Raw genomic sequence first — 18,865 nt, 5'->3', positions numbered from 1 at the left:
CGCTCGGGTTTCAGGCGGGTGCACGGTGGTTCCTCGTGGGGTGGTGCGGTACATGTCTTCGGGTGGCGGCGGCGACCTGCGCGGCATAGGTGCTCAGGCCCTCGGCGCCGCTGCCCGGTAGTCCGGTCAGGCCCGGCAGGAGGTCGCCGAAGGCGTTGACCTCGGCCACCGCGAACCGGCGCCAGCCGATGGCGGGCAGCAGGTCGACCCCGACGCACAGGGTGTCCGGGAAGCAGGCCGCGGCCCGCTCACAGGTCCGCAGGGCCTCGGCCCAGGCCGGTCCTGCCGCCCGGACCGCCGCGGCGAGGTCGCCGCGCCGCCCGCCGAGATGGAGGTTGGTCATGGGGGACCGGCTGGTGCGGACCACGGCGTGGGTGGCCTTCCCGGCCACGACGACCACGCGCAGGTCGGCCGCCCCGTCCCCGAGGGAGGCCTTGGGCCACCAGCGTTCGACATGCAGTCCGTCGGGGGCGAGGGCGTCGACCAGCGCGGCCACCTCCCCCTCGTGCGTGAGCCGCCGTACCCGCAGGGAGTTGTGGAGCCGGCCGTCCGTATCGCGCTCCACCGAGGTGGTCGCCCTGATCCGGCCCCCGCCGGCCGTCTCGACGGCGACGACACCGGAGGCGGAGGACCCGTGGGCGGGCTTCAGGAACACCCGCGGCATGCCGTGCGCGTCCATGAGGGCCCGTACGTCGTCCCACCCGCGCACCGGCGTGCCGCCCCCGGAGGTCGGCGACTGCGGTACGGGGACCCCGGCGCGGGCGAGCGCGCCGTGGCAGAGCCGCTTGTCGAAGAGGACGGACAGCTCGTCCGGGTCGTCGACGCGTCGGCCACCGGTCAGCGTCCGGACGGCCGCCGTGAAGGCGGCGTACCAACGGGCCCCGCCCTCCACCCGGGTGGGGTCCACGGCGCCGCGCAGGAACCGGTCGACCTCGGCGTTCTCCCCCGGCGACTCGATCCGTACGATCTCGTCGGCGGCGAAGGCGGCGCCGCCGCCGCGCAGGACGTCCGTCCAGGGCACGACACGCGGCGCGGGCAGCCCGGCGTCGCGCACGGCCGCGGAGAACAGGGCGACGCGCCGGTTCTCCGGGTTGCCGACGACCGCCCAGCGCGGCGGTGGTGCGTGCTCCGTCATGGCCCGCGCGCTACTCGCCGACGGCGACGTAGCGCCAGATCCGGCCGTCGTCCTCGTCCTCGTCGGCGTTGCCGCGGTCCAAGTCGAGGGTGACGCCGGCACCGCCCAGGACCTCCTGGAGGCGCTCGCGAAGCTCCGCACCGAGGTAGTTGTGGTGGAGGTCCAGCTTCTTGAGGTGCGTCAGGGGCTGGCCGGCGAGCAGGGCCGCGCCGCCCTGGTCGGTGAGGACGCCCATGGACAGATCGAAGGTCTCCAGGCGGGCGACGACGGGAGCGGAGGCGACGGCGCCGGCGATCTCGTCCTGGATGTCGCTGTTGCGCAGCCCCAGGTGGCGCAGACGCGGCAGACGGTCGCCGTCGAGGATCGGCGCCATGTCGGTGACCGCAGCGTCCCCGCCGTACTCGCTCGTGCCGAGCCACAGGTCGAGGTGCTCCAGGGCGGGCAGGTCACTGCCGGCGACACCGCGGACGGCCTCGGCGGGCAGACCGCCGGTCTCGACCGTCAGGGAGCGCAGGTTCCGGTGCGTGACCGCGGGGAAGACCAGCCCGGAGCCGCCGCGCACCCCGAACTCCTCCAGCTCGGGGAAGCCGTCGAGGAGCGGGCCGACGTCGCTCTGGTTGATCCACGAAATCTCGCATTCCTCGGACTCCATGTCCCCGAGGAACAGGCCCCGCAGGGCGGCCAGGCGCGGACGGGCGTCGAGGAGTGCGCTGATGATGTCCTCGGGCCCGCTGTCGTAGGCGTCCTCCCAGGAGCCGACGACGATCGCGCGGACGGCGGTGGTGTCGACCGCGTCGGTGAACCGGGCGAACGCCTCGGTCCAGCTCTCCTCGCTGTCGTAGCTGTCGCTGGAGATCCGCCACGCGACGGCGTCCGCCGCGGGCAGGCGGGTCGTGTCCGCGTCCTCCGGCTTCGGGAAGTCGAAGACGGGCAGCCCGCACGATTCCGTCAGGTGTCTCGGGTAACTCATGGGGCCCGCCGTTCCTCGCCTGTCGCGTCCGATGTGCTGCAAGTTGTACCAAGGAGCACTGACAGTGCCCGAGGCAGGGCCGGAGGTAGGCCGTTGTCAGACCCCTCTCCTACCTTCGGAGAAGAACGCGGCGCACCGGGCGGCGCGTGGGGAAGGGGACACCCATGTACCGGCAGGGGGACGTGCTCATCGTGTCGCTCGACGAGTCGGCGGTGCCGCCGCAGGCGGCCGGCGCCGACCAGGAGCCGCGGGACGGGCGGGGCCGGATGGTCCTGGCCCTGGGCGAGGTCACCGGGCATGCGCATGCCGTGGTCGGCCCCGGCAGGCTCGTGCGGGAACCGGGGGCCTTCGGCCCGCTGCTGCTCCATCTTCCGGACGGCGGGCGGGTGGTGCACGAGGAGCATGCCGCGATACCCCTGCCCAAGGGCTGGTACCGGGTGGTGCGGCAGCGGGAGTACCTACCCGGAGCGGTACGGACCGTGGCGGACTGACAGCGTGTCGGACAGTGGGGGGAGCAGGACCGTGGTGAACGACGTCGATGTGTGGAGGGCGGCCGCAGCGGCCACCGGGCCGGCCGATCGAGCGGCCGCCGAGGCCGGGGTGCGCCTCGCGTACCGGGCGGCCGGCCTGCCGGAGCCGGAGCGGATCGCATGGGCGCAATCGCCCCGGGCGGCGGCGCGCCTGCTGGGCGCGGCCGACGGGCCGTGTGCCCCCGCCGCGCGGGGCCGCGGCGTACGGGAGGCGGTGCGCAGCGCGCCGTGGGCGGCCGAGCGGGAGCGGGCCCAGCAGCGGCTCGGCCCGCAGGGATGGGGGCGGCACTGGAGCGCCACGGGCGGACGTCTGTGGGAGAACACCGAACATCTGGCGGACCGGGTCCGGACGGGTGTCGTGGAGGCGCTGACGGCCGACGCCGGCGAGGGTGCCGCGGCCGAGGAGCGGCGGCTGCGCCTGCTGCTCCTGGACGCCGTGCTCGGACAGCACGACGCCGCCTGGCTGTGCGCGTTCGACACGCAGGAGGGCACGCCGTTGCACGGACTGGCGGTCCTGGCCCGCTCGGCCGGCTGGTGGTGGCCGTACGAGCGGCTGGCAGTGCTGTGCGAACGGCCGGTGGAGCTGCACCGGGACGAGGCGGGCAGGCTGGACCGCGGCGACGGCCCGGCGCTGGCGTTCCCCGACGGTTTCGAACTGCACGCATGGCGGGGCATGCCCGTTCCGGCCGAGTTCCTGGCGGGCCTGGGCACGCTGACACCCGAGCGGATCCGCGAGGAGGAGAACGCCGAACTGCGCCGGGTGATGCTGGAGTTCTACGGGTACGACCGCTATCTGAGGGAATCCGCGGCCGAGCCCGTGCACCGGGACGAGACGGGCGTCCTGTGGCGGATACCGATGCCGGACGACGAGGCCGTCGTGATGGTGGAGGTCGTCAACTCGACACCGGAGCCCGACGGCACCAGCCGCACCTACTGGCTACGGGTCCCCCCGACGACCCGGACGGCCCGCCAGGGCGTGGCCTGGACGTTCGGCCTCGAGCCCGAGGCGTACGCACCGCTCCGGGAGACGTGAGCCGCCCCCGGAAGCGGAACGCCGGCTCGAACCTGCAGCCCTCCGGAGCACGCACGCCTTCGGCACGACCGGCTGGTGGCCCCGGACGTCGCGGACGCCGTCAGTGTGATTCGACTGACCGACCTGGACCTGTCGGTGCGCGGTCAGCTTCTCTACCGAGTTGATGCGCAACCTCGACGACGCGCACTGACCCTGCTGCCGTGGTTCGATCCGCGCAGTGGGCGCTGGAGGCCGTGCGCCGTGAAGGCGCTCTTCTCCCGGCGATGTCCGCCGGGCCGCTGCCAGGCGCGGGGTACAGCCACCATCACATGGTGTGACGGTGTACGGCGGTCGTAGGTCCCCTTCCGGAGCGGCCGCTCTTCGGCGTTGTCTGCCTCACACGCATTCCCGTTCCGTCCCACGCGTCGCCGCGTTGTGTCTCCTGCACATCCGCCTAGTTCCATATGTCCATATTTCCACCGCCTTTGTGAGTGAACCAGAACACTCTCCGCCATGCATTGCGCATGGATCCGGGGAGTCGGGGCAGGCGGCCGGATCAAGTCGGTCTGACCGGCAGGGGGACTCAAAGGGACGAAAGGCAATACGCACCGTGACGGCAGCACAACAGACCATCCATGTGGGCGGAGAGTGGCGCGCAGCCCTGTCCGGGGCCACGCGCGAGATCATCGACCCCGTCGACGCGACCCCCTTCGAGGTCGTGGCCGAGGGCGGCGTCCAGGACACCGACGACGCCGTGGCAGCGGCGCGCGCCGCGTTCGACAACGGCGCCTGGCCGCGTACGCCGGTCGCCGAGCGGGCCGCCCTGCTGCGGCGGGTCGCGGCGCTGCTGGAGCAGGGCCGCGAGCGGATCGGCGCCCTGGAGAGCCGGGACGCGGGCAAGACGCTGGAGGAGGGACGCGTTGACGTCGACTGCGTCCGCGACGCCTTCCTCTACTTCGCCGACCTCGTGGAGAAGGAGGACGGCGGACGGGTCGTCGACGCCGGTTCGAACGATATCCACAGCGTCGTCGTGCACGAGCCGGTCGGGGTCTGCGCCCTCATCACGCCGTGGAACTACCCGCTGCTCCAGGCCAGCTGGAAGATCGCCCCCGCTCTCGCCGCCGGCAACACGTTCGTGATCAAGCCCAGCGAGGTCACCCCGCTGACCACCGTCGTGCTCATCGAGCTGCTCCTCGAGGCCGGACTCCCGCTCGGCGCGGCCAACATCGTCACCGGCCCCGGCGACACGGTCGGCGCCCGGCTCGCCGAGCACCCCGAAGTCGACCTGATCTCCTTCACCGGCGGACTGGTCAGCGGCACGAAGGTCGCCCGGGCCGCCGCCGACAGCGTGAAGAAGGTCGCCCTCGAACTGGGCGGCAAGAACCCCAACGTCGTCTTCGCCGACGCCTGCGCGACGGCCGAGGGCTTCGACACCGCCGTCGACCAGGCGCTCAACGCCGCCTTCATCCACAGCGGCCAGGTCTGCTCCGCCGGCTCCCGCCTCATCATCGAGGAGCCGCTGCGCGACCGCTTCGTCGCCGAGCTCGCCCGCCGCGCCGACCTGATCAGGCTGGGACGCGGCACCGACGAGGGCGTCGAATGCGGCCCGCTCGTCTCCGCGGCCCAGCTGGCGAGGACCGAGGAGTACGTGGCCTCCGCGCTCGCCGAGGGCGCACGGCTGCGGGCGGGCGGCGCGCGGCCCGCCGGCCCCGGCTACTTCTTCCGGCCCACGGTCCTGGACCGGTGCCACCGCGGCATGCGCGTCGTTCGCGAGGAGGTCTTCGGACCGGTCCTCACCGTGGAGACCTTCCGTACCGAGGAGGAGGCCGTCGCGCTGGCCAACGACACCGAGTACGGCCTCGCCGGAGCGGTGTGGACCTCCGACGAACAGCGTGCCCGCCGGGTCGCCGGCCTGATGCGCCACGGCACCGTCTGGATCAACGACTTCCACCCGTACCTTCCGCAGGCGGAATGGGGCGGCTTCGGGAAGTCCGGCATCGGCCGCGAACTGGGCCCCGGCGGCTTCGCCGAATACCGCGAGGCCAAGCACATCTACACCAACCGCGCCCCGCGCCCCGTGCGCTGGTTCGCGGGCGCGACGGCGAAGGACCAGGCATGAACGACCAGCACGTGTACGACTACGTCGTCGTCGGCGGTGGCACCGCCGGATCCGTCATCGCCTCCCGGCTGACCGAGGACCCGGACATCAGCGTCGCCGTCATCGAGGGCGGCCCCAGCGACGTCGGCCGCGACGACGTCCTCACCCTGCGCCGATGGATGGGCCTGCTCGGCGGTGAGCTCGACTACGACTACCCCACCACCGAGCAGCCCCGGGGCAACTCGCACATCCGCCACAGCCGTGCGCGGGTGCTGGGCGGCTGCTCCTCGCACAACACCCTCATCGCCTTCAAGCCCCTGCCCTCCGACTGGGACGAGTGGGCGGAGGCCGGCGCCGACGGCTGGGACGCGGCAGCCATGGATCCCTACTTCGCCCGGCTGCGCAACAACATCGTCCCCGTCGACGACGCCGACCGGAACGCGATCGCCAGGGACTTCGTCGACGCCGCGCAGAGCGCGCTGGGAGTTCCGCGCGTCGAAGGCTTCAACAAGGCACCCTTCCACGAGGGCGTCGGCTTCTTCGACCTCGCCTACCACCCGGAGAACAACAAGCGGTCCTCCGCCTCCGTGGCCTATCTCCACCCGTTCCTGGACCGGCCGAACCTGCACATCGCCCTGGAGACCTGGGCGTACAGGCTGGAGCTGGAGGGCACCCGCGCCACCGGCGTGCACATCCGTACCAAGGAGGGCGCGGAGCACGTCGTACGCGCCCGGCGCGAGGTCCTGGTGTGCGCCGGGGCCGTGGACACGCCGCGCCTGCTGCTGCACTCCGGCATCGGCCCGCGCGCCGACCTGGAGAAGCTCGGCATACCCGTCGTGCACGACCTGCCGGGCGTCGGGGAGAACCTGCTCGACCACCCCGAGTCGGTCATCGTGTGGGAGACGCACGGCCCGATCCCGGAGAACTCCGCGATGGACTCCGACGCCGGCCTCTTCGTCCGCCGGGACCCGGCGTCCGAGGGCCCGGACCTGATGTTCCACTTCTACCAGATCCCCTTCACCGACAATCCGGAGCGCCTGGGCTACGAACGGCCCGCGCACGGCGTGTCGATGACCCCGAACATCCCCAAGCCGCGCAGCCGCGGCCGGCTCTACCTGACGAGCGCCGACCCCGAGGACAAGCCCGCTCTCGACTTCCGGTACTTCACCGACGAGGACGACTACGACGGCCGCACCCTCGTCGACGGGATCCGCATCGCCCGGCAGATCGCGGCGAGCGAGCCGCTGGCCGGATGGCTGGGGCGCGAGGTGTGCCCGGGGCCCGAGGTCACCTCCGACGAGGAGCTCAGCGCGTACGCCCGCCACGTCGCGCACACCGTCTACCACCCGGCCGGAACCTGCCGGATGGGGGCCGCCGACGACGAACTCGCCGTCGTCGCGCCCGACCTGAGGATCCGGGGCCTCGACGGCATCCGGATCGCCGACGCGTCCGTCTTCCCCACCATGACCGCCGTCAATCCGATGATCGGCGTGCTCATGGTCGGCGAGAAATGCGCCGACCTGCTGGGAGGTACCACCCGATGAACAATCCGCCGCACACCACGACCGCCTCGCCTGCCGCAACCGAGCCGGATGCCGCAACCGCGTCTCAGTCCTCCTCGGAATCCGTGTTCTCCGTACGCGACCTGTGGAAGGTCTTCGGTCCGAAGGCCGGCCGGGTGCCCGCCGACAAGGAACTCGGAGCCCTCGACGCCGCCGAGCTGCGCGAGCGCACCGGTTGCACCGCCGCCGTCCGCGACGTCTCCTTCGACGTCCGCAAGGGCGAGGTCTTCGTCGTCATGGGCCTGTCGGGCTCGGGCAAGTCGACGCTCGTACGCTGCCTCACCCGGCTCATCGAACCGACCTCGGGCAGCATCTCCATCGACGGCGAGGACGTGCTGTCCATGGACTCCGGCCGGCTCCGCGAGCTGCGCCGCCACCGGGCGTCGATGGTCTTCCAGCACTTCGGCCTGCTGCCGCACCGGACTGTGCTCGACAACATCGCCTACGGGCTGGAGATCCAGGGCGTGGGACGCGGCGAACGGCGCGAGCGCGCGGCCGAGTTCGTCACCAAGGTCGGCCTGGACGGCCTGGAGCACCGCCGTCCGAGCCAGCTCTCCGGCGGCCAGCAGCAGCGCGTGGGACTGGCCCGCGCCCTCGCCGTCGACCCCGAAGTCCTGCTGTTCGACGAGCCGTTCAGCGCACTGGACCCGCTCATCCGCCGAGACATGCAGGAAGAGGTCGTACGCCTGCACCGGGAGGAGGGGCGCACGATGGTCTTCATCACGCACGACCTCAGCGAGGCGCTGAAGCTCGGCGACCGCATCGCTCTGATGCGCGACGGCCGCATCGTGCAGCTCGGCACGCCGGAGGAGATCGTGGGCGCCCCCGCCGACGACTACGTCAGGGACTTCGTCCGGGACGTGCCGCGTGAGCAGGTGCTGACCGTGCGCTCGGCGATGCGCCCCGCTCGCCTCGACGAGTCCCAGGCCGGCCCCGCGCTCGCCCCGAGTGCCACCGTCCACGAGGCCATCGAGGCCGTCGCCCGTACGGGCGAGAACGCGCGGGTCGTCGAGGACGGCAAGTGCCTCGGCGTGGTCGACCAGGCGGGACTCCTCGGTGTCGTCGCCGGGGTCCCGGCCGCGACGGGAAAGGCGGTGGCCTGATGTACGACCATACGACCTGGCCGCCGCCGTGCGGCACGACCGGCGCCTGCGCCGACACCGGCGTCCACGCCTACGCCTACGCCGGGCGGTGGAGCCGATGACCGCCACCGTCACCCCGGTTCCGCCGGGCCCCGAGACCACCCCGACCGGTACGAACGCCTCCGGCGCGAGCCCGAGTGCGACCTCGACCGACGCGACCACGACCGACGCGACCTCGACCGACGCGACCGCCACCGGCGGCCTGGCCGGCACGCTCCGCGCCCTTGCACGCCACCGCGGCCGGCTCATCGGCGTCGGCGCAGCCGTCGTACTCGTCCTCGGCTCCGTACTCCTGGGCGGCGGCAACTGGCCGTCGTCCCTCGCCGTGGACCTGTCCGGACCGCTCGGCCGCACCAGCGACTGGATCATCGACAACCGCGACGGCCACCCCCTCTTCCTCTACTTCCTCGGCCACATCAGCAACACCGTGGTCGTGTCCGTCCGCGCGGTGTACCTGGTGCTGCTCGCCCTCGGCTGGGCCGGCGTCACCGCCGCCGCCGCTCTGGTGGCCTGGCGCCTCGCCGGAATCCGGCTCGCGCTGACCTCCGTCGCCGCCTTCGCCGTGTGCGGACTGCTCGGCATGTGGGTCCCCACGATGCAGACCCTCGCCCTGATGGTGGCCGCCGTCGCCGCGTCCGTGCTGCTCGGCGGTCTCCTCGGGCTGGCCGCCGGCCTGTCCGACCGGATGCACCGCACCCTGCGCCCGGTGCTGGACACCATGCAGGTGCTGCCCGCCTTCGCGTACCTCCTGCCCGTCGTCCTGGTCTTCGGCATCGGCGTGCCCGCGGCCGTCCTCGCCACCGTCGTCTACGCGGCCCCGCCCATGGCCCGCCTCACCGCCCTCGGGCTGCGCGGCGCCGACGCCGGCGTCGTGGAGGCCGCCACGTCCCTCGGCGCCACCGGCAGGCAGCGCCTGCTGACGGCCCGGCTTCCGCTGGCCCGCAAGGAACTGCTGCTCGGCGTCAACCAGTCGATCATGATGGCGCTGGGAATGGCCGTCATCGCGTCCGTCATCGGCGCCGGCGGTCTCGGCGACCGCGTCTACCAGGCACTCGCCTCCGTCGACGTCGGCGCCGCACTCGCCGCCGGCGTGCCGATCGTGCTGCTCGCCATCGTCCTGGACCGGGTCACGGCCGCGGCCGGGGAGCGGATAGGCGCGGCCCCGGCCCACCGGCCCGTGCTCGGCTGGGCCGTCGCCGCCGGGGCGACCGCCGTGTTCGCCGTCGGAGGCCGCCTGGCCGGCCGGCTCTCCTGGCCCGACGGGTGGACGCTGAACATCGCCGAGCCCGTGAACGGGGCGGTCGACTGGATGACCGCCCACCTCTACTCCGGCGTGCCCTTCGTCGGTGGCACCGCCGACTGGGCCGGGCGCTTCACCACATGGGTCCTGGACCCCCTGCGCGACGGACTGCAGTGGCTGCCCTGGTGGGCGGTCCTGCTGGGCGTCGGCGCGCCCGCCCTGCTCATCGGCACCTGGCGCACCGCCGCGACCGCCGTCCTGGCCATGGCCGCGATCGGTGTCCTCGGAGTCTGGGACCCGGCCCTCGACACCCTGTCCCAGGTGCTGGCCGCCGTCGCCGTGACCCTGCTGATCGGCTTCGCCCTCGGTGTCGCCGCGGCCCGCAGCTCCCGCCTGGGACGCGCCCTGCGCCCCGTCCTCGACGTCTTCCAGACCATGCCGCAGTTCGTGTACCTGATCCCCGTGGTCGCCCTGTTCGGCGTGGGCCGTGCGCCGGCCGTCGCGGCCGCCGTGGTCTACGCGCTGCCCGCGGTGGTGCGGATCACCGCCCAGGGGGTGCGCGCAGTGAACCCGGCGGCGCTCGAGTCCTCGCGTTCGCTGGGTGCGACCGGACGGCAGCAGCTGTTCCAGGTCCAGCTGCCGCTGGCACGGCCCGCGCTGCTGCTGGCCGTCAACCAGGGCGTGGTACTGGTCCTCGCCGTGGTCGTCATCGGCGGCCTCGTGGGCGGCGGAGCGCTCGGCTACGACGCGGTCTTCGGTCTCGCCCAGGGCGACCTGGCGACCGGTCTGGTCGCCGGCGCGGCGATCGTCTGCCTCGGCCTGATGCTCGACCGCGTCACCCAGCCGACACAGCGCCGCGAACCCGCCGGAAAGGGGGCCTGACATGGCTCGCACCACACGCTCCACCGCCCTCGCGGCAGCGGCCGCCGTCTCCGTCGCACTGACGGCACTCACCGGCTGCGGCGCCGCCGACATGACCCGCCAGGCCTCCCCGTACGCCGACGCGAAGGGCTCCCGCACGGTGACGCTGTCCGTGCAGTCTTGGGTCGGCGCCCAGGCCAATGTCGCCGTCGCCCAGTACCTGCTGGAGCACGAGCTCGGCTACCGGGTGGACACCGTCCAGATCGACGAGGTACCCGCCTGGGACGCCCTCAGCCAGGGCCGCGTGGACGCCATCCTGGAGGACTGGGGCCACCCGGAGCAGGAGAAGCGGTACATCGAGAACAAGGGAACGATCGCGCGGGGCGGCGACCTCGGCGTGACCGGCCACATCGGCTGGTTCGTGCCGACGTACTTCGCCGAGGAACACCCGGACGTCACCGACTGGAAGAACCTGAACAAGTACGCCGACCAACTCCGCACCGCGGAGAGCGGCGGCAAGGGCCAGCTGCTGGACGGATCCCCGTCCTACGTGACGAACGACAAGGCCCTCGTGAACAACCTGGACCTCGACTACCAGGTCGTCTTCGCGGGATCGGAGGCGGCGCAGATCACGCAGATCAAGCAGTTCGCCAAGGAGAAGAAGCCGTTCCTGAGCTACTGGTACAAGCCCCAGTGGCTGTTCGAGAAGGTCCCGATGACGGAGGTGAAACTGCCCGAGTACCAGGAGGGCTGTGACGCCGACCCGAAGAAGGTGACCTGCGCGTACCCGCACACGCCGCTGCAGAAGTTCCTCAACGCCCGCTTCGCGGACGACGGAGGCGATGCGGCCGCCTTCCTGAAGAAGTTCAACTGGACGACCGAGATGCAGAACGACGTCGCCCTGATGATCGCGGACGAAAAACTGTCCCCCCAGGAAGCGGCGAGCCGCTGGGTCGAGCAGAACGAGACCACCTGGCGGACCTGGCTCCCGTCCTGACGCGGAAGCCGCGCGAGCCGGGTGAGGGTGCCTGGAGGACGACCCCTCCAGGCACCCTGCCGGGTTTCCAGGAGCAGGCGGCCCCGCTCCAGCAGCCGTGCAGGACCGCTGTCACCCGACGGCCGATTCATGACGGAAGTCTGACGTTGCCCCGATCCACCTGGTGTCCCCCACCCGGGAGTGCTGGAATCGAGGGGTGACGACAGACCACCCCGATACCGAGGGAACCCCCGTCGGCCGCCGTCTGGTGCTCGGAATGCTCGGGCTCGGAGCCGGCGGACTCGTTGCCGCGCCGTACCTGCAGCGCGGGATCGAGGCCTTCCTGGGGGCCGCCTCGGACAAGGACCCGACCGGGATCACCGGGTTGCTTCCCAATGGGGGCGGCTTCCGCTATTACTCCGTCGCCACCTCGGTACCGCAGAAGAACGAGCGGAACTACCGGCTCACCGTGGGCGGTCTGGTCGAGCGCCCAGCGACGTACACCCTCGACGCCCTGCGCGCGCTGCCGCAGACCCGTGTCGTACGCGACGTGCAGTGCGTCACCGGCTGGCGGGTGCCCGAGACCCCCTTCTCCGGCGTCAGGCTGTCCCAGCTGCTGGACGCGGCCGGTGTCGGTCCCGAGGCCAAGGCAATCCGCTTCACCTGCTTCGACGGCACGTACAGCGAGAGCCTCACACTGGCGCAGGCCCGGCGCGACGACGTGCTGGTCTGTCTGCAGATGCAGGACAAGCCGGTCAGCCACTCGCACGGCGGCCCGGTCAGGCTCTACGTCGCGCCGATGTACTTCTACAAGTCGGCGAAATGGCTCTCCGGGATCACCGTCACGTCCGAAGTGCGGCCCGGCTACTGGGAGGAGCGGGGCTATGACGTCGACGCCTGGGTCGGCGCGTCCAACGGGCGCAGCGACACCCCCACTGTCTGAACCGGCCCGGCCGGTCGGCAGGTTCACCCGTGCCGAGCGCTGGGTCCACCGCACGACCGCCGCACTCACGCTGGTGTGCGTGGCGACCGCGGCCGCACTGTACGTACCCCAGATCGCCGAACTCGTCGGCCGCAGGCATCTCGTGGTGACCGTCCACGAATGGGCTGGAATCCTGCTGCCCGCCCCCTTCCTGCTGGGTCTCGCCTCCGCCGCCTTCCGGGCCGACCTGCGAAGACTGAACCGCTTCGGGCCGCACGACCGGAAGTGGCTGCGCGCGGTGCGGCGACGCGACCACCGGCGCGAGTCCCGGCCCGCGGGCAAGTTCAACGCCGGCCAGAAGATCTATGCGTCGTGGATCGCGGGCGCTGTCCTGGTGATGCTGGCGACCGGTCTGCTGATGTGGTTCACCCACCTCACCCCACTGGTGTGGCGTACCAGCGCCACCTTTGTGCACGACTGGCTGGCCCTGGCCATAGGGCTGGTACTGGCCGGTCATATCAGGATGGCCCTCGCCGACCCGGAGGCACGGAGGGGAATGCGTACCGGGTCCGTCGAGCGCCCGTGGGCGGAGCGGGAGCACCCGCTGTGGCTGCGGGACGATCCGGACGGCAAGGTGGAGGAGCGGCCGGACGCAGGTGCAGAGGCGGGATGAGTACCGTCTCCGTGCCCGGGCACATCAATCGGGCCGGCGGCCCTGGGCCACGGTGAATGCCACGAGGACTCCGGCCAGCCCTGCCCAGACGGCCCCTTCGGGGCCGGCGTGCAGCCAGCCCAGCACCCCCAGGATGACGGCGGTGAGTGCCCCCGCGGAAACCGCGCGGGGGTCGGCGAGGGCCGTCCACTGCCGCCGGCCGCTGCCGGGTTCCCTGAGCTCGGCGAGGGCGGTTCTGATGACCAGGGCAGCGACGACGACCGTCACGACGATGAGGGTCGTTCCCATGTGCGCTCCTGATGTTCACGTCCGGCTGGAACCTGCCGCGTCCTCGGTCCGGTCCTCCTCGTGGATGCCGGGCGAGTTCGCCGATGAGCAGCGCCACTGTGAAGCCTATGCCCGCGAGGATGGAGAGGCCGGGTGCGTCCGCCCGGGCGGGGTCGGGGTTGAGCCGGGGCCGTGGTGAAGCGGCCGGACGGACCCGACTGGCCCCGCGGGTCATCCGCACGAGGGAACCCCGCTCGAGCCGCCAATCCGGGACCCGCCCCGATGACGAATGGGGCGTGCTGCCGGTTACCGGGGCCAGCCCGCCGCCCGCCGCCCGGCCCTCGCCGCGACGGAGAAGGCCGGGGGGAAGCGCGCCTTGCTCAGACCACGGAGAGCAGGTCCACCACGAAGACGAGCGTGGAACCCGCCGGGATCAACGGCGAGGGGGACTGATCGCGGTAGCCCAGGCGCGGGGGAACGATGATCTCGCGCCGGCCGCCGACCTTCATCCCTCGGATGCCCCGGTCCCAGCCCTTGATGACCCTGCCGCCGCCCACGGCGAACTTGAACGGCTGGCCCCGGTCCCAGGACGCGTCGAACTCCACTCCGGACTCGAAGGTGACCCCGACGTAGTGAACCCGGACCACCCTCCCCGGCTTCGCCTCGGGCCCGTCCCCGACGACGAGGTCCCGGATCGTCAGCTCCTCGGGAGCATCACCCGCCGGAACATCGACCTCGGGCTTCGTCGGTTCACTCATCGCTGCCTCAACGCTCTCCGCCGGAATCCCTCGCACAGACCGGCCGGGCCGCGCAGGCACTCCCTGTAGGGGACGATCACGCTATCAAGAACGCCGCCGCGGCCTTCTTCCTTCGCGACCCGGGGTCAGGGCAGCGTCCAGAACACTTGCGTGATGAGGTAGAAGACGACGACCCAGAACACCGTCAGCCCGGCGACGATGCTCACGCCGATGAGGTTGGTCCGGGCCGGCGGTTCGGTCGGTGGGGGCCTCAGCCACCGCTTGAGCAGCCGGTTCACGTAGTAGGGCATCGTGAAGAAGCTCATGATGAAGCTCGACAGCAGGTTGCCCACGAGGAGCCCGAACCAGAGCGGCATCCCCAGCGGATGCAGGACGAGCGTCAGCAGCACGACGGTCGGGTAGAGGCCGATCCAGACCGCGACGGCGGTCTTGGTCTCCGAAGGCGGCGGTGCCTCCTTGCCGTTCTCCTCGAAGGCGAACCAGCTGCCGAACGAGTTGTCGATCGTGCGCAGTCTGAAGTCGTCGAACTTCTCCCCTTCGGCGAGAATCTCCCGCCGCTTCGCCGAGGTCAGCCAGGCGTCGAGGTGTTCGGCGTTGTCGTAGCGGTAGAGGGTGGTCCACTCGTCCTGAACGCCTTCGACGGGCCGGAATATCTCCGTGCCGCGAAACCCTGCGAACTTGCCCTCTTCCTGGCTCATGTGGTCCTGCCACACGAGGAAGTCATCGACGTTGTCCGGGTGGACGCGGTGACTCACCACCACGGTCACGAGCGGGTCCGTCGGCTGGGTACCGCCACTGATCACCTGCTGGGTGGCAGGACCGTCGAAGTAGTGCGCGCCGATGTCAAGGAGCCGCTGCCTGGTCGCGCCGTTCATCCAAGCCTGCAGATGGGCCACCGAGTCGAACCGGTAGACGACCACCCAGTCGGGCTGCAGGGCGGTCGGCTTGGTCACCTCGGCGCCGAGGTGACCGGCGTAGCGGGCGGCGGCGGCGTTGACCTCCTCCTGCCATTTCTCGTACGCCCGCTCCATGCCGGGGCGGACCTTCCTGCCGAGGATGACCGTCGCCCCGGCGTCCGGCCGCCGTTCGGCCGTCATCGTCTCGTGCCCGTTCGCGCCGAATGGCTCTCCACGAGCCGGCCGTATATCCGTTCCGGGGTGAGGGGCAGCTCGCGGTAGCGGATGCCGGTGGCGTCGCGGAGCGCGTTCGCCAGGGCGGGGGCCACCGGGTTGATGCAGCATTCCGCCATCCCCTTCGACCGCATGGCCCCGACGGAGTCCGAGGAGCCCACCAGGAGGACGTGGGTGCGGGGCACGTCGGCGTAGGTGGGGATGCGGTAGTTGCGGAGGTTCGGGTTGGCCATGACGCCCTCCGCGTCGACCTGGTAGTTCTCGGTCAGCGCGAATCCGATGCCCTGGGCGACACCGCCCTCCACCTGTCCCCGGACCTGCTCCGGGTTGATGAGCACACCGGCATCGGCCGCCTGGACGCTGTACAGGATGCGGATCTCACCCGTCACCCGGTGGACGGCGATGCGGAAGCCCTGCGTGTTGGAGGTGACGCTGCGGGGCGAGCCGTACGCCTTGCGCGCAGCGGTGAACCGGATGCCGCGCGCCCGGGCCAGGGCGACGAGCGCGGCCAGCGAGACGCGCTCGTCTCCGCAGACGACATCGGCGTCGTCCATCGAGCACATCACGAGGTGGACGCCCGTGTGGGCGGCGGCGAACTCCAGGATGCGGTCGCGCACCGCGTTGGCCGCCTTGAGGACCGCGTTGCCCGCCACGAAGAGTCCGGCACTCGCGAAGGCGCCGGTGTCGAAGCCCGTGCGGTCGGTGTCGGACTGCACCAGGCGGATCCGCGACGGCGTCGTACCCAGCTGGTTGGCCGCGATCTGGACGTGCGCGGTCGAGGTACCCTCCCCGAACTCGACAGTGCCGACGGCCAGCTCGTACATGAGGTCGTCGCCGAGGGTGACCCAGGCCTCGGAGATGTGCTCGGTCGGGGGCGCGGTCTCGTGCAGGGAACTCGCGGCGCCGACCCCGACGAGCCACCCGGGGCCGGGGGAGGGCTGATCGGCCGTACGGGCCAGCTCTCCGGCCACGAGGTCGATGCACTTGCCGAGCCCGTCCTCATTGAACATCACGTCGTCGGGCCCGTCGTGCAGGGCGACGAGCGGATCGCCGGGGCGCACGATGTTGCGGCGTCGCAGTTCGAGTGGATCCATGTGGAGTGCGAGGGCCAGTTCGTCCATCGCCGATTCCACGGCGAAGGCCGGCTGGGTCATCCCGTAACCGCGCAGCGCGCCGCTGGGGACGTTGTTCGTGTAGACGGAGAAGGCGTCGTACTTCTTGTTGGGGCAGCGGTAGATCATGATGGCGGCGCCGCCCGCGTACACGGTCTCGCCGCCGTGGTTGCCGTAGGCGCCCGTGTTCGACACGTTGCGGACCTGGAACGCCGTGAGTGTTCCGTCCGACCGGGCACCGAGCTTGACCGTCAGCTTCATCGGATGCCGGGGCGATGCCGTGGTGAACTCCTCTTCGCGCGTGTACTCGAAGCAGACCGGCCGCCCGGTGTCGAGGGTGGCGAGCGCGGCCAGGTCCTCCGAGATGACCTCCTGCTTGCCGCCGAAACCGCCGCCGACGCGCTTGCAGAACACGCGGAGCTGGTCCGGGCGCAGTGCGAACAGATAGGCCAGTTTGACCTTCGCGATCGACGGCGACTGCGAACTGGTGCGGACGTTCAGCCGGCCGTCCTCCATCCAGGCGATCGAGCCGTGCGTCTCCAGATGTGCGTGCTGCACGCGCGGTGAGAAGTACGTGGCCTCGTGGATCACGTCGGCCGCGGCGAAGCCGGCGTCGACATCGCCGATGTGCGAGTGGATCTCGAGGAGGAGGTTGTGGACCGAGTCGCGGACGAACGGGTCCTCCGAGCCGTGCAGTTGTGGCGCTCCCTCGGCCATGGCCTCCTCGGGATCGAATACTGCCGGCAGCACCTCGTACTCCACGTTCACCTTCCGGCAGCCCTCCTCTGCCGCGCCCACCGTGTCGGCGAGCACCGCGGCGACGCGCTGGCCGACGAAGCGGACCGTGTCGTCGAGGATGTACGTGTCGTCCGGATCGACGAGGTGGTCGGTGTGGATCGCCGTCGTGAAGCGCTTTCGCGGCACATCCTCCCAGGTGTACACGCGATGCACGCCGGGGACGGCGAGCGCAGCGGTCTTGTCGATCGAGACGATCCGGGCGTGCGCGTGGGGCGAGTGCAGCACTTTGAGGTGCAGCATGCCTTCCATGCGGGTGTCCATCGTGAATTCGGCGCCACCGGTCACCACGTCGTCGGCCGCCGGCGCTCCGATGCTCGTTCCGACGGCCTTTCCCGGCGCGGCCGTCTGCACACCGGCGACGCCCTTCACCGCGTCCTCGATGGCCCGGTAACCGGTGCAACGGCAGAGATTGCCCTTCAACGCCCTTGGCAGGTCCGCCTTCTGGGCCTCGGTGAACGTCGCCGAAGTCATGATCATTCCTGGGGTGCAGAAACCGCACTGGAACCCCGGGGCGTCCCGGAACCGGCGCTGCGCGGGATGCAGTTCGCCGGGTGATCCGAGACCCTCGATCGTGGTCACCTCGTGGCCTTCCGCGCGGAAGGCGGGGGTGATGCAGCTGTGCACCGGACTGCCGTCCAGCCACACGGTGCACGCGCCGCAGTCGCCCGCGTCGCAGCCCTTCTTGACACCGAAATGGCCGAGAGCGCGCAGGAACGTACGCAGACATTGGCCGGGTGCCGGTTCTTCGGCAAAGCTCCTGCCGTTCACGATGTAGGTCATGCCGGGCCCCCAGCCGTGAGTTCGTGGCGGATCTCTTCGGCGAAGTGCAGTGTGAGGTGGCGACGGTGGTCCGGGGTTCCGTTGGGGTCGGCGAACCAGACGCCGGCAGGGATGACGTTGACGCGCTGCTGCAGGGTGCGGGCATCGGGCATGGTGTCGAAGGCGATGCGCACAGGGCGTGTGGTGCCGGCCGTGACGGTGAGCAGCAGGTCGCTCGTTCCCGGCGTTTGAGTGCCGATGAGAAAGACCGTCGAACGGCCGAGGTGGGTCAGGGTGAAGCGGCGGTGCGCGGTGCGCTTGCGCAGGGCGCGCGCCGGAATGCTGACGCGTCGCAGTATCTCCCCGGGAGCGAGGACGTTCCGGTTGTTCCCGGTCACGAAGTCGAGGGCATCGACGGTGCGCACGGACCCGTCGGGAGCCCATAGTTCGTACTCGGCCTCGAGCGCGACCGTCAGGGTGATCATGGGGCCGGCAGGCAGGGACATGCAGATGTTTCCGCCGACGGTCGCCGAGTTCCAGACCTTGAACGAGGACAGGAACGCCTCGCAGCTCTTTGCGAACAGGGGGCCCGCGATCCAGCCGGCCGGCGGTGTGAAGGCGTACAGGTCGCGGATGGTGCACGTGGCGCCGATCTCGAGGCCCGCGCCGCTCGGCACGAGGGGATCCCAGCCCAGCGCGGTCAGGTCGACCAGGCGGCGCAGGTCCGGCTGCTCCGCGGAGAACAGCCACGTCCCGCCCGCGAGCCATGCATCGCCCTCGCGCCAGTCCATGCCCGGCCGGTCGGACGGACGCCGGACGACTTCGGTGATGGTGTTGAGGTCCATGGAAACACCTGCCCGATGCGTGCAGGGGTAGCCGCCTCTGGAGCGGGAGAAGGTGCTGGGGTCGCTGAGGCCGAT

General features: G+C 71.3%; 16 protein-coding genes. 9 read left to right on the top strand and 7 right to left on the bottom strand.

Annotation, left to right across the window (positions count from 1 at the left end; all coding sequences use genetic code 11):
* Positions 1-10 precede the first annotated feature (10 nt).
* Complete coding sequence (locus tag OG753_RS08680) at positions 11-1,135, bottom strand: STM4014 family protein (RefSeq protein ID WP_405787952.1); 1,125 nt, start codon at positions 1,133-1,135, stop codon at positions 11-13.
* Between the two features lie 10 nt (positions 1,136-1,145).
* Positions 1,146-2,105: an STM4015 family protein gene (locus OG753_RS08675; RefSeq protein WP_405787951.1), complete on the bottom strand. Its 960-nt coding sequence runs from the start codon at positions 2,103-2,105 to the stop codon at positions 1,146-1,148.
* Positions 2,106-2,269: 164 nt separating this feature from the next.
* Between OG753_RS08675 and OG753_RS08670 the strand changes: the two genes are divergently transcribed.
* The 9 genes from OG753_RS08670 to OG753_RS08630 all read left to right on the top strand — a co-directional run bounded on the left by OG753_RS08670 (position 2,270) and on the right by OG753_RS08630 (position 13,121).
* On the top strand, positions 2,270-2,596 hold the full coding sequence (locus OG753_RS08670) for a hypothetical protein (RefSeq protein ID WP_405787949.1): 327 nt from the start codon (positions 2,270-2,272) through the stop codon (positions 2,594-2,596).
* Between the two features lie 34 nt (positions 2,597-2,630).
* A complete protein-coding gene (locus tag OG753_RS08665; protein ID WP_405787947.1) occupies positions 2,631-3,668 on the top strand; it encodes a DUF6745 domain-containing protein in 1,038 nt (345 codons plus the stop codon).
* 589 nt (positions 3,669-4,257) lie between these two features.
* Positions 4,258-5,766 (top strand): aldehyde dehydrogenase family protein, encoded by a 1,509-nt coding sequence (locus OG753_RS08660; RefSeq protein WP_405787946.1) that lies wholly within the window; start codon positions 4,258-4,260, stop codon positions 5,764-5,766.
* Positions 5,763-7,289, top strand: a complete 1,527-nt coding sequence (locus tag OG753_RS08655) for a GMC oxidoreductase (protein WP_327261219.1) — start codon at positions 5,763-5,765, stop codon at positions 7,287-7,289. Before OG753_RS08660 ends, OG753_RS08655 begins: the two co-directional genes overlap by 4 nt.
* Entirely contained in the window at positions 7,286-8,410 is a 1,125-nt protein-coding gene (locus OG753_RS08650; protein WP_405787945.1) for a glycine betaine/L-proline ABC transporter ATP-binding protein, read from the top strand. Before OG753_RS08655 ends, OG753_RS08650 begins: the two co-directional genes overlap by 4 nt.
* A 97-nt stretch (positions 8,411-8,507) precedes the next feature.
* Positions 8,508-10,571: an ABC transporter permease gene (locus OG753_RS08645; protein ID WP_405787943.1), complete on the top strand. Its 2,064-nt coding sequence runs from the start codon at positions 8,508-8,510 to the stop codon at positions 10,569-10,571.
* A 1-nt stretch (position 10,572) separates the two neighbouring features.
* Positions 10,573-11,547: an ABC transporter substrate-binding protein gene (locus OG753_RS08640; protein ID WP_327261216.1), complete on the top strand. Its 975-nt coding sequence runs from the start codon at positions 10,573-10,575 to the stop codon at positions 11,545-11,547.
* Positions 11,548-11,803: 256 nt separating this feature from the next.
* Complete coding sequence (locus OG753_RS08635) at positions 11,804-12,469, top strand: molybdopterin-dependent oxidoreductase (protein WP_327266678.1); 666 nt, start codon at positions 11,804-11,806, stop codon at positions 12,467-12,469.
* Positions 12,411-13,121 (top strand): cytochrome b/b6 domain-containing protein, encoded by a 711-nt coding sequence (locus OG753_RS08630; protein WP_327261215.1) that lies wholly within the window; start codon positions 12,411-12,413, stop codon positions 13,119-13,121. Before OG753_RS08635 ends, OG753_RS08630 begins: the two co-directional genes overlap by 59 nt.
* A gap of 24 nt (positions 13,122-13,145) precedes the next feature.
* On the opposite strand, the gene OG753_RS08625 is transcribed toward OG753_RS08630, so the two are convergent.
* From OG753_RS08625 to OG753_RS08605, 5 genes are all read right to left on the bottom strand, one after another.
* Complete coding sequence (locus OG753_RS08625) at positions 13,146-13,409, bottom strand: hypothetical protein (protein ID WP_327261214.1); 264 nt, start codon at positions 13,407-13,409, stop codon at positions 13,146-13,148.
* 359 nt (positions 13,410-13,768) lie between these two features.
* Complete coding sequence (locus OG753_RS08620; protein WP_327261213.1) at positions 13,769-14,146, bottom strand: FKBP-type peptidyl-prolyl cis-trans isomerase; 378 nt, start codon at positions 14,144-14,146, stop codon at positions 13,769-13,771.
* Between the two features lie 125 nt (positions 14,147-14,271).
* Complete coding sequence (locus tag OG753_RS08615; protein WP_327261212.1) at positions 14,272-15,243, bottom strand: antibiotic biosynthesis monooxygenase; 972 nt, start codon at positions 15,241-15,243, stop codon at positions 14,272-14,274.
* Positions 15,240-17,966 (bottom strand): molybdopterin cofactor-binding domain-containing protein, encoded by a 2,727-nt coding sequence (locus OG753_RS08610; protein ID WP_327261211.1) that lies wholly within the window; start codon positions 17,964-17,966, stop codon positions 15,240-15,242. Before OG753_RS08610 ends, OG753_RS08615 begins: the two co-directional genes overlap by 4 nt.
* A complete protein-coding gene (locus OG753_RS08605; RefSeq protein ID WP_405787942.1) occupies positions 17,963-18,790 on the bottom strand; it encodes an FAD binding domain-containing protein in 828 nt (275 codons plus the stop codon). The genes OG753_RS08610 and OG753_RS08605 overlap by 4 nt, the downstream gene beginning before the upstream one ends.
* Between the last annotated feature and the right edge of the window lie 75 nt (positions 18,791-18,865).

It is taken from the genome of Streptomyces sp. NBC_00029 (assembly GCF_045160505.1).
Taxonomy (GTDB): Bacteria; Actinomycetota; Actinomycetes; order Streptomycetales; family Streptomycetaceae; genus Streptomyces.
The sequence above is the reverse complement of the archived record's forward strand: the minus strand, read 5'-3'. Positions and strand labels throughout refer to the sequence as shown.

Excerpts from the sequence above, each read along its gene's own strand:
- OG753_RS08680 (WP_405787952.1), bottom strand. The coding sequence starts at position 1,135 with ATGACGGAGCACGCACCACCGCCGCGCTGGGCGGTCGTCGGCAACCCG.
- OG753_RS08675 (WP_405787951.1), bottom strand. The coding sequence starts at position 2,105 with ATGAGTTACCCGAGACACCTGACGGAATCGTGCGGGCTGCCCGTCTTC.
- OG753_RS08670 (WP_405787949.1), top strand. The coding sequence starts at position 2,270 with ATGTACCGGCAGGGGGACGTGCTCATCGTGTCGCTCGACGAGTCGGCG.
- OG753_RS08655 (WP_327261219.1), top strand. The coding sequence starts at position 5,763 with ATGAACGACCAGCACGTGTACGACTACGTCGTCGTCGGCGGTGGCACC.
- OG753_RS08650 (WP_405787945.1), top strand. The coding sequence starts at position 7,286 with ATGAACAATCCGCCGCACACCACGACCGCCTCGCCTGCCGCAACCGAG.
- OG753_RS08645 (WP_405787943.1), top strand. The coding sequence starts at position 8,508 with ATGACCGCCACCGTCACCCCGGTTCCGCCGGGCCCCGAGACCACCCCG.
- OG753_RS08640 (WP_327261216.1), top strand. The coding sequence starts at position 10,573 with ATGGCTCGCACCACACGCTCCACCGCCCTCGCGGCAGCGGCCGCCGTC.
- OG753_RS08635 (WP_327266678.1), top strand. The coding sequence starts at position 11,804 with ATGCTCGGGCTCGGAGCCGGCGGACTCGTTGCCGCGCCGTACCTGCAG.
- OG753_RS08630 (WP_327261215.1), top strand. The coding sequence starts at position 12,411 with ATGACGTCGACGCCTGGGTCGGCGCGTCCAACGGGCGCAGCGACACCC.
- OG753_RS08625 (WP_327261214.1), bottom strand. The coding sequence starts at position 13,409 with ATGGGAACGACCCTCATCGTCGTGACGGTCGTCGTCGCTGCCCTGGTC.
- OG753_RS08620 (WP_327261213.1), bottom strand. The coding sequence starts at position 14,146 with ATGAGTGAACCGACGAAGCCCGAGGTCGATGTTCCGGCGGGTGATGCT.
- OG753_RS08615 (WP_327261212.1), bottom strand. The coding sequence starts at position 15,243 with ATGACGGCCGAACGGCGGCCGGACGCCGGGGCGACGGTCATCCTCGGC.
- OG753_RS08610 (WP_327261211.1), bottom strand. The coding sequence starts at position 17,966 with ATGACCTACATCGTGAACGGCAGGAGCTTTGCCGAAGAACCGGCACCC.
- OG753_RS08605 (WP_405787942.1), bottom strand. The coding sequence starts at position 18,790 with ATGGACCTCAACACCATCACCGAAGTCGTCCGGCGTCCGTCCGACCGG.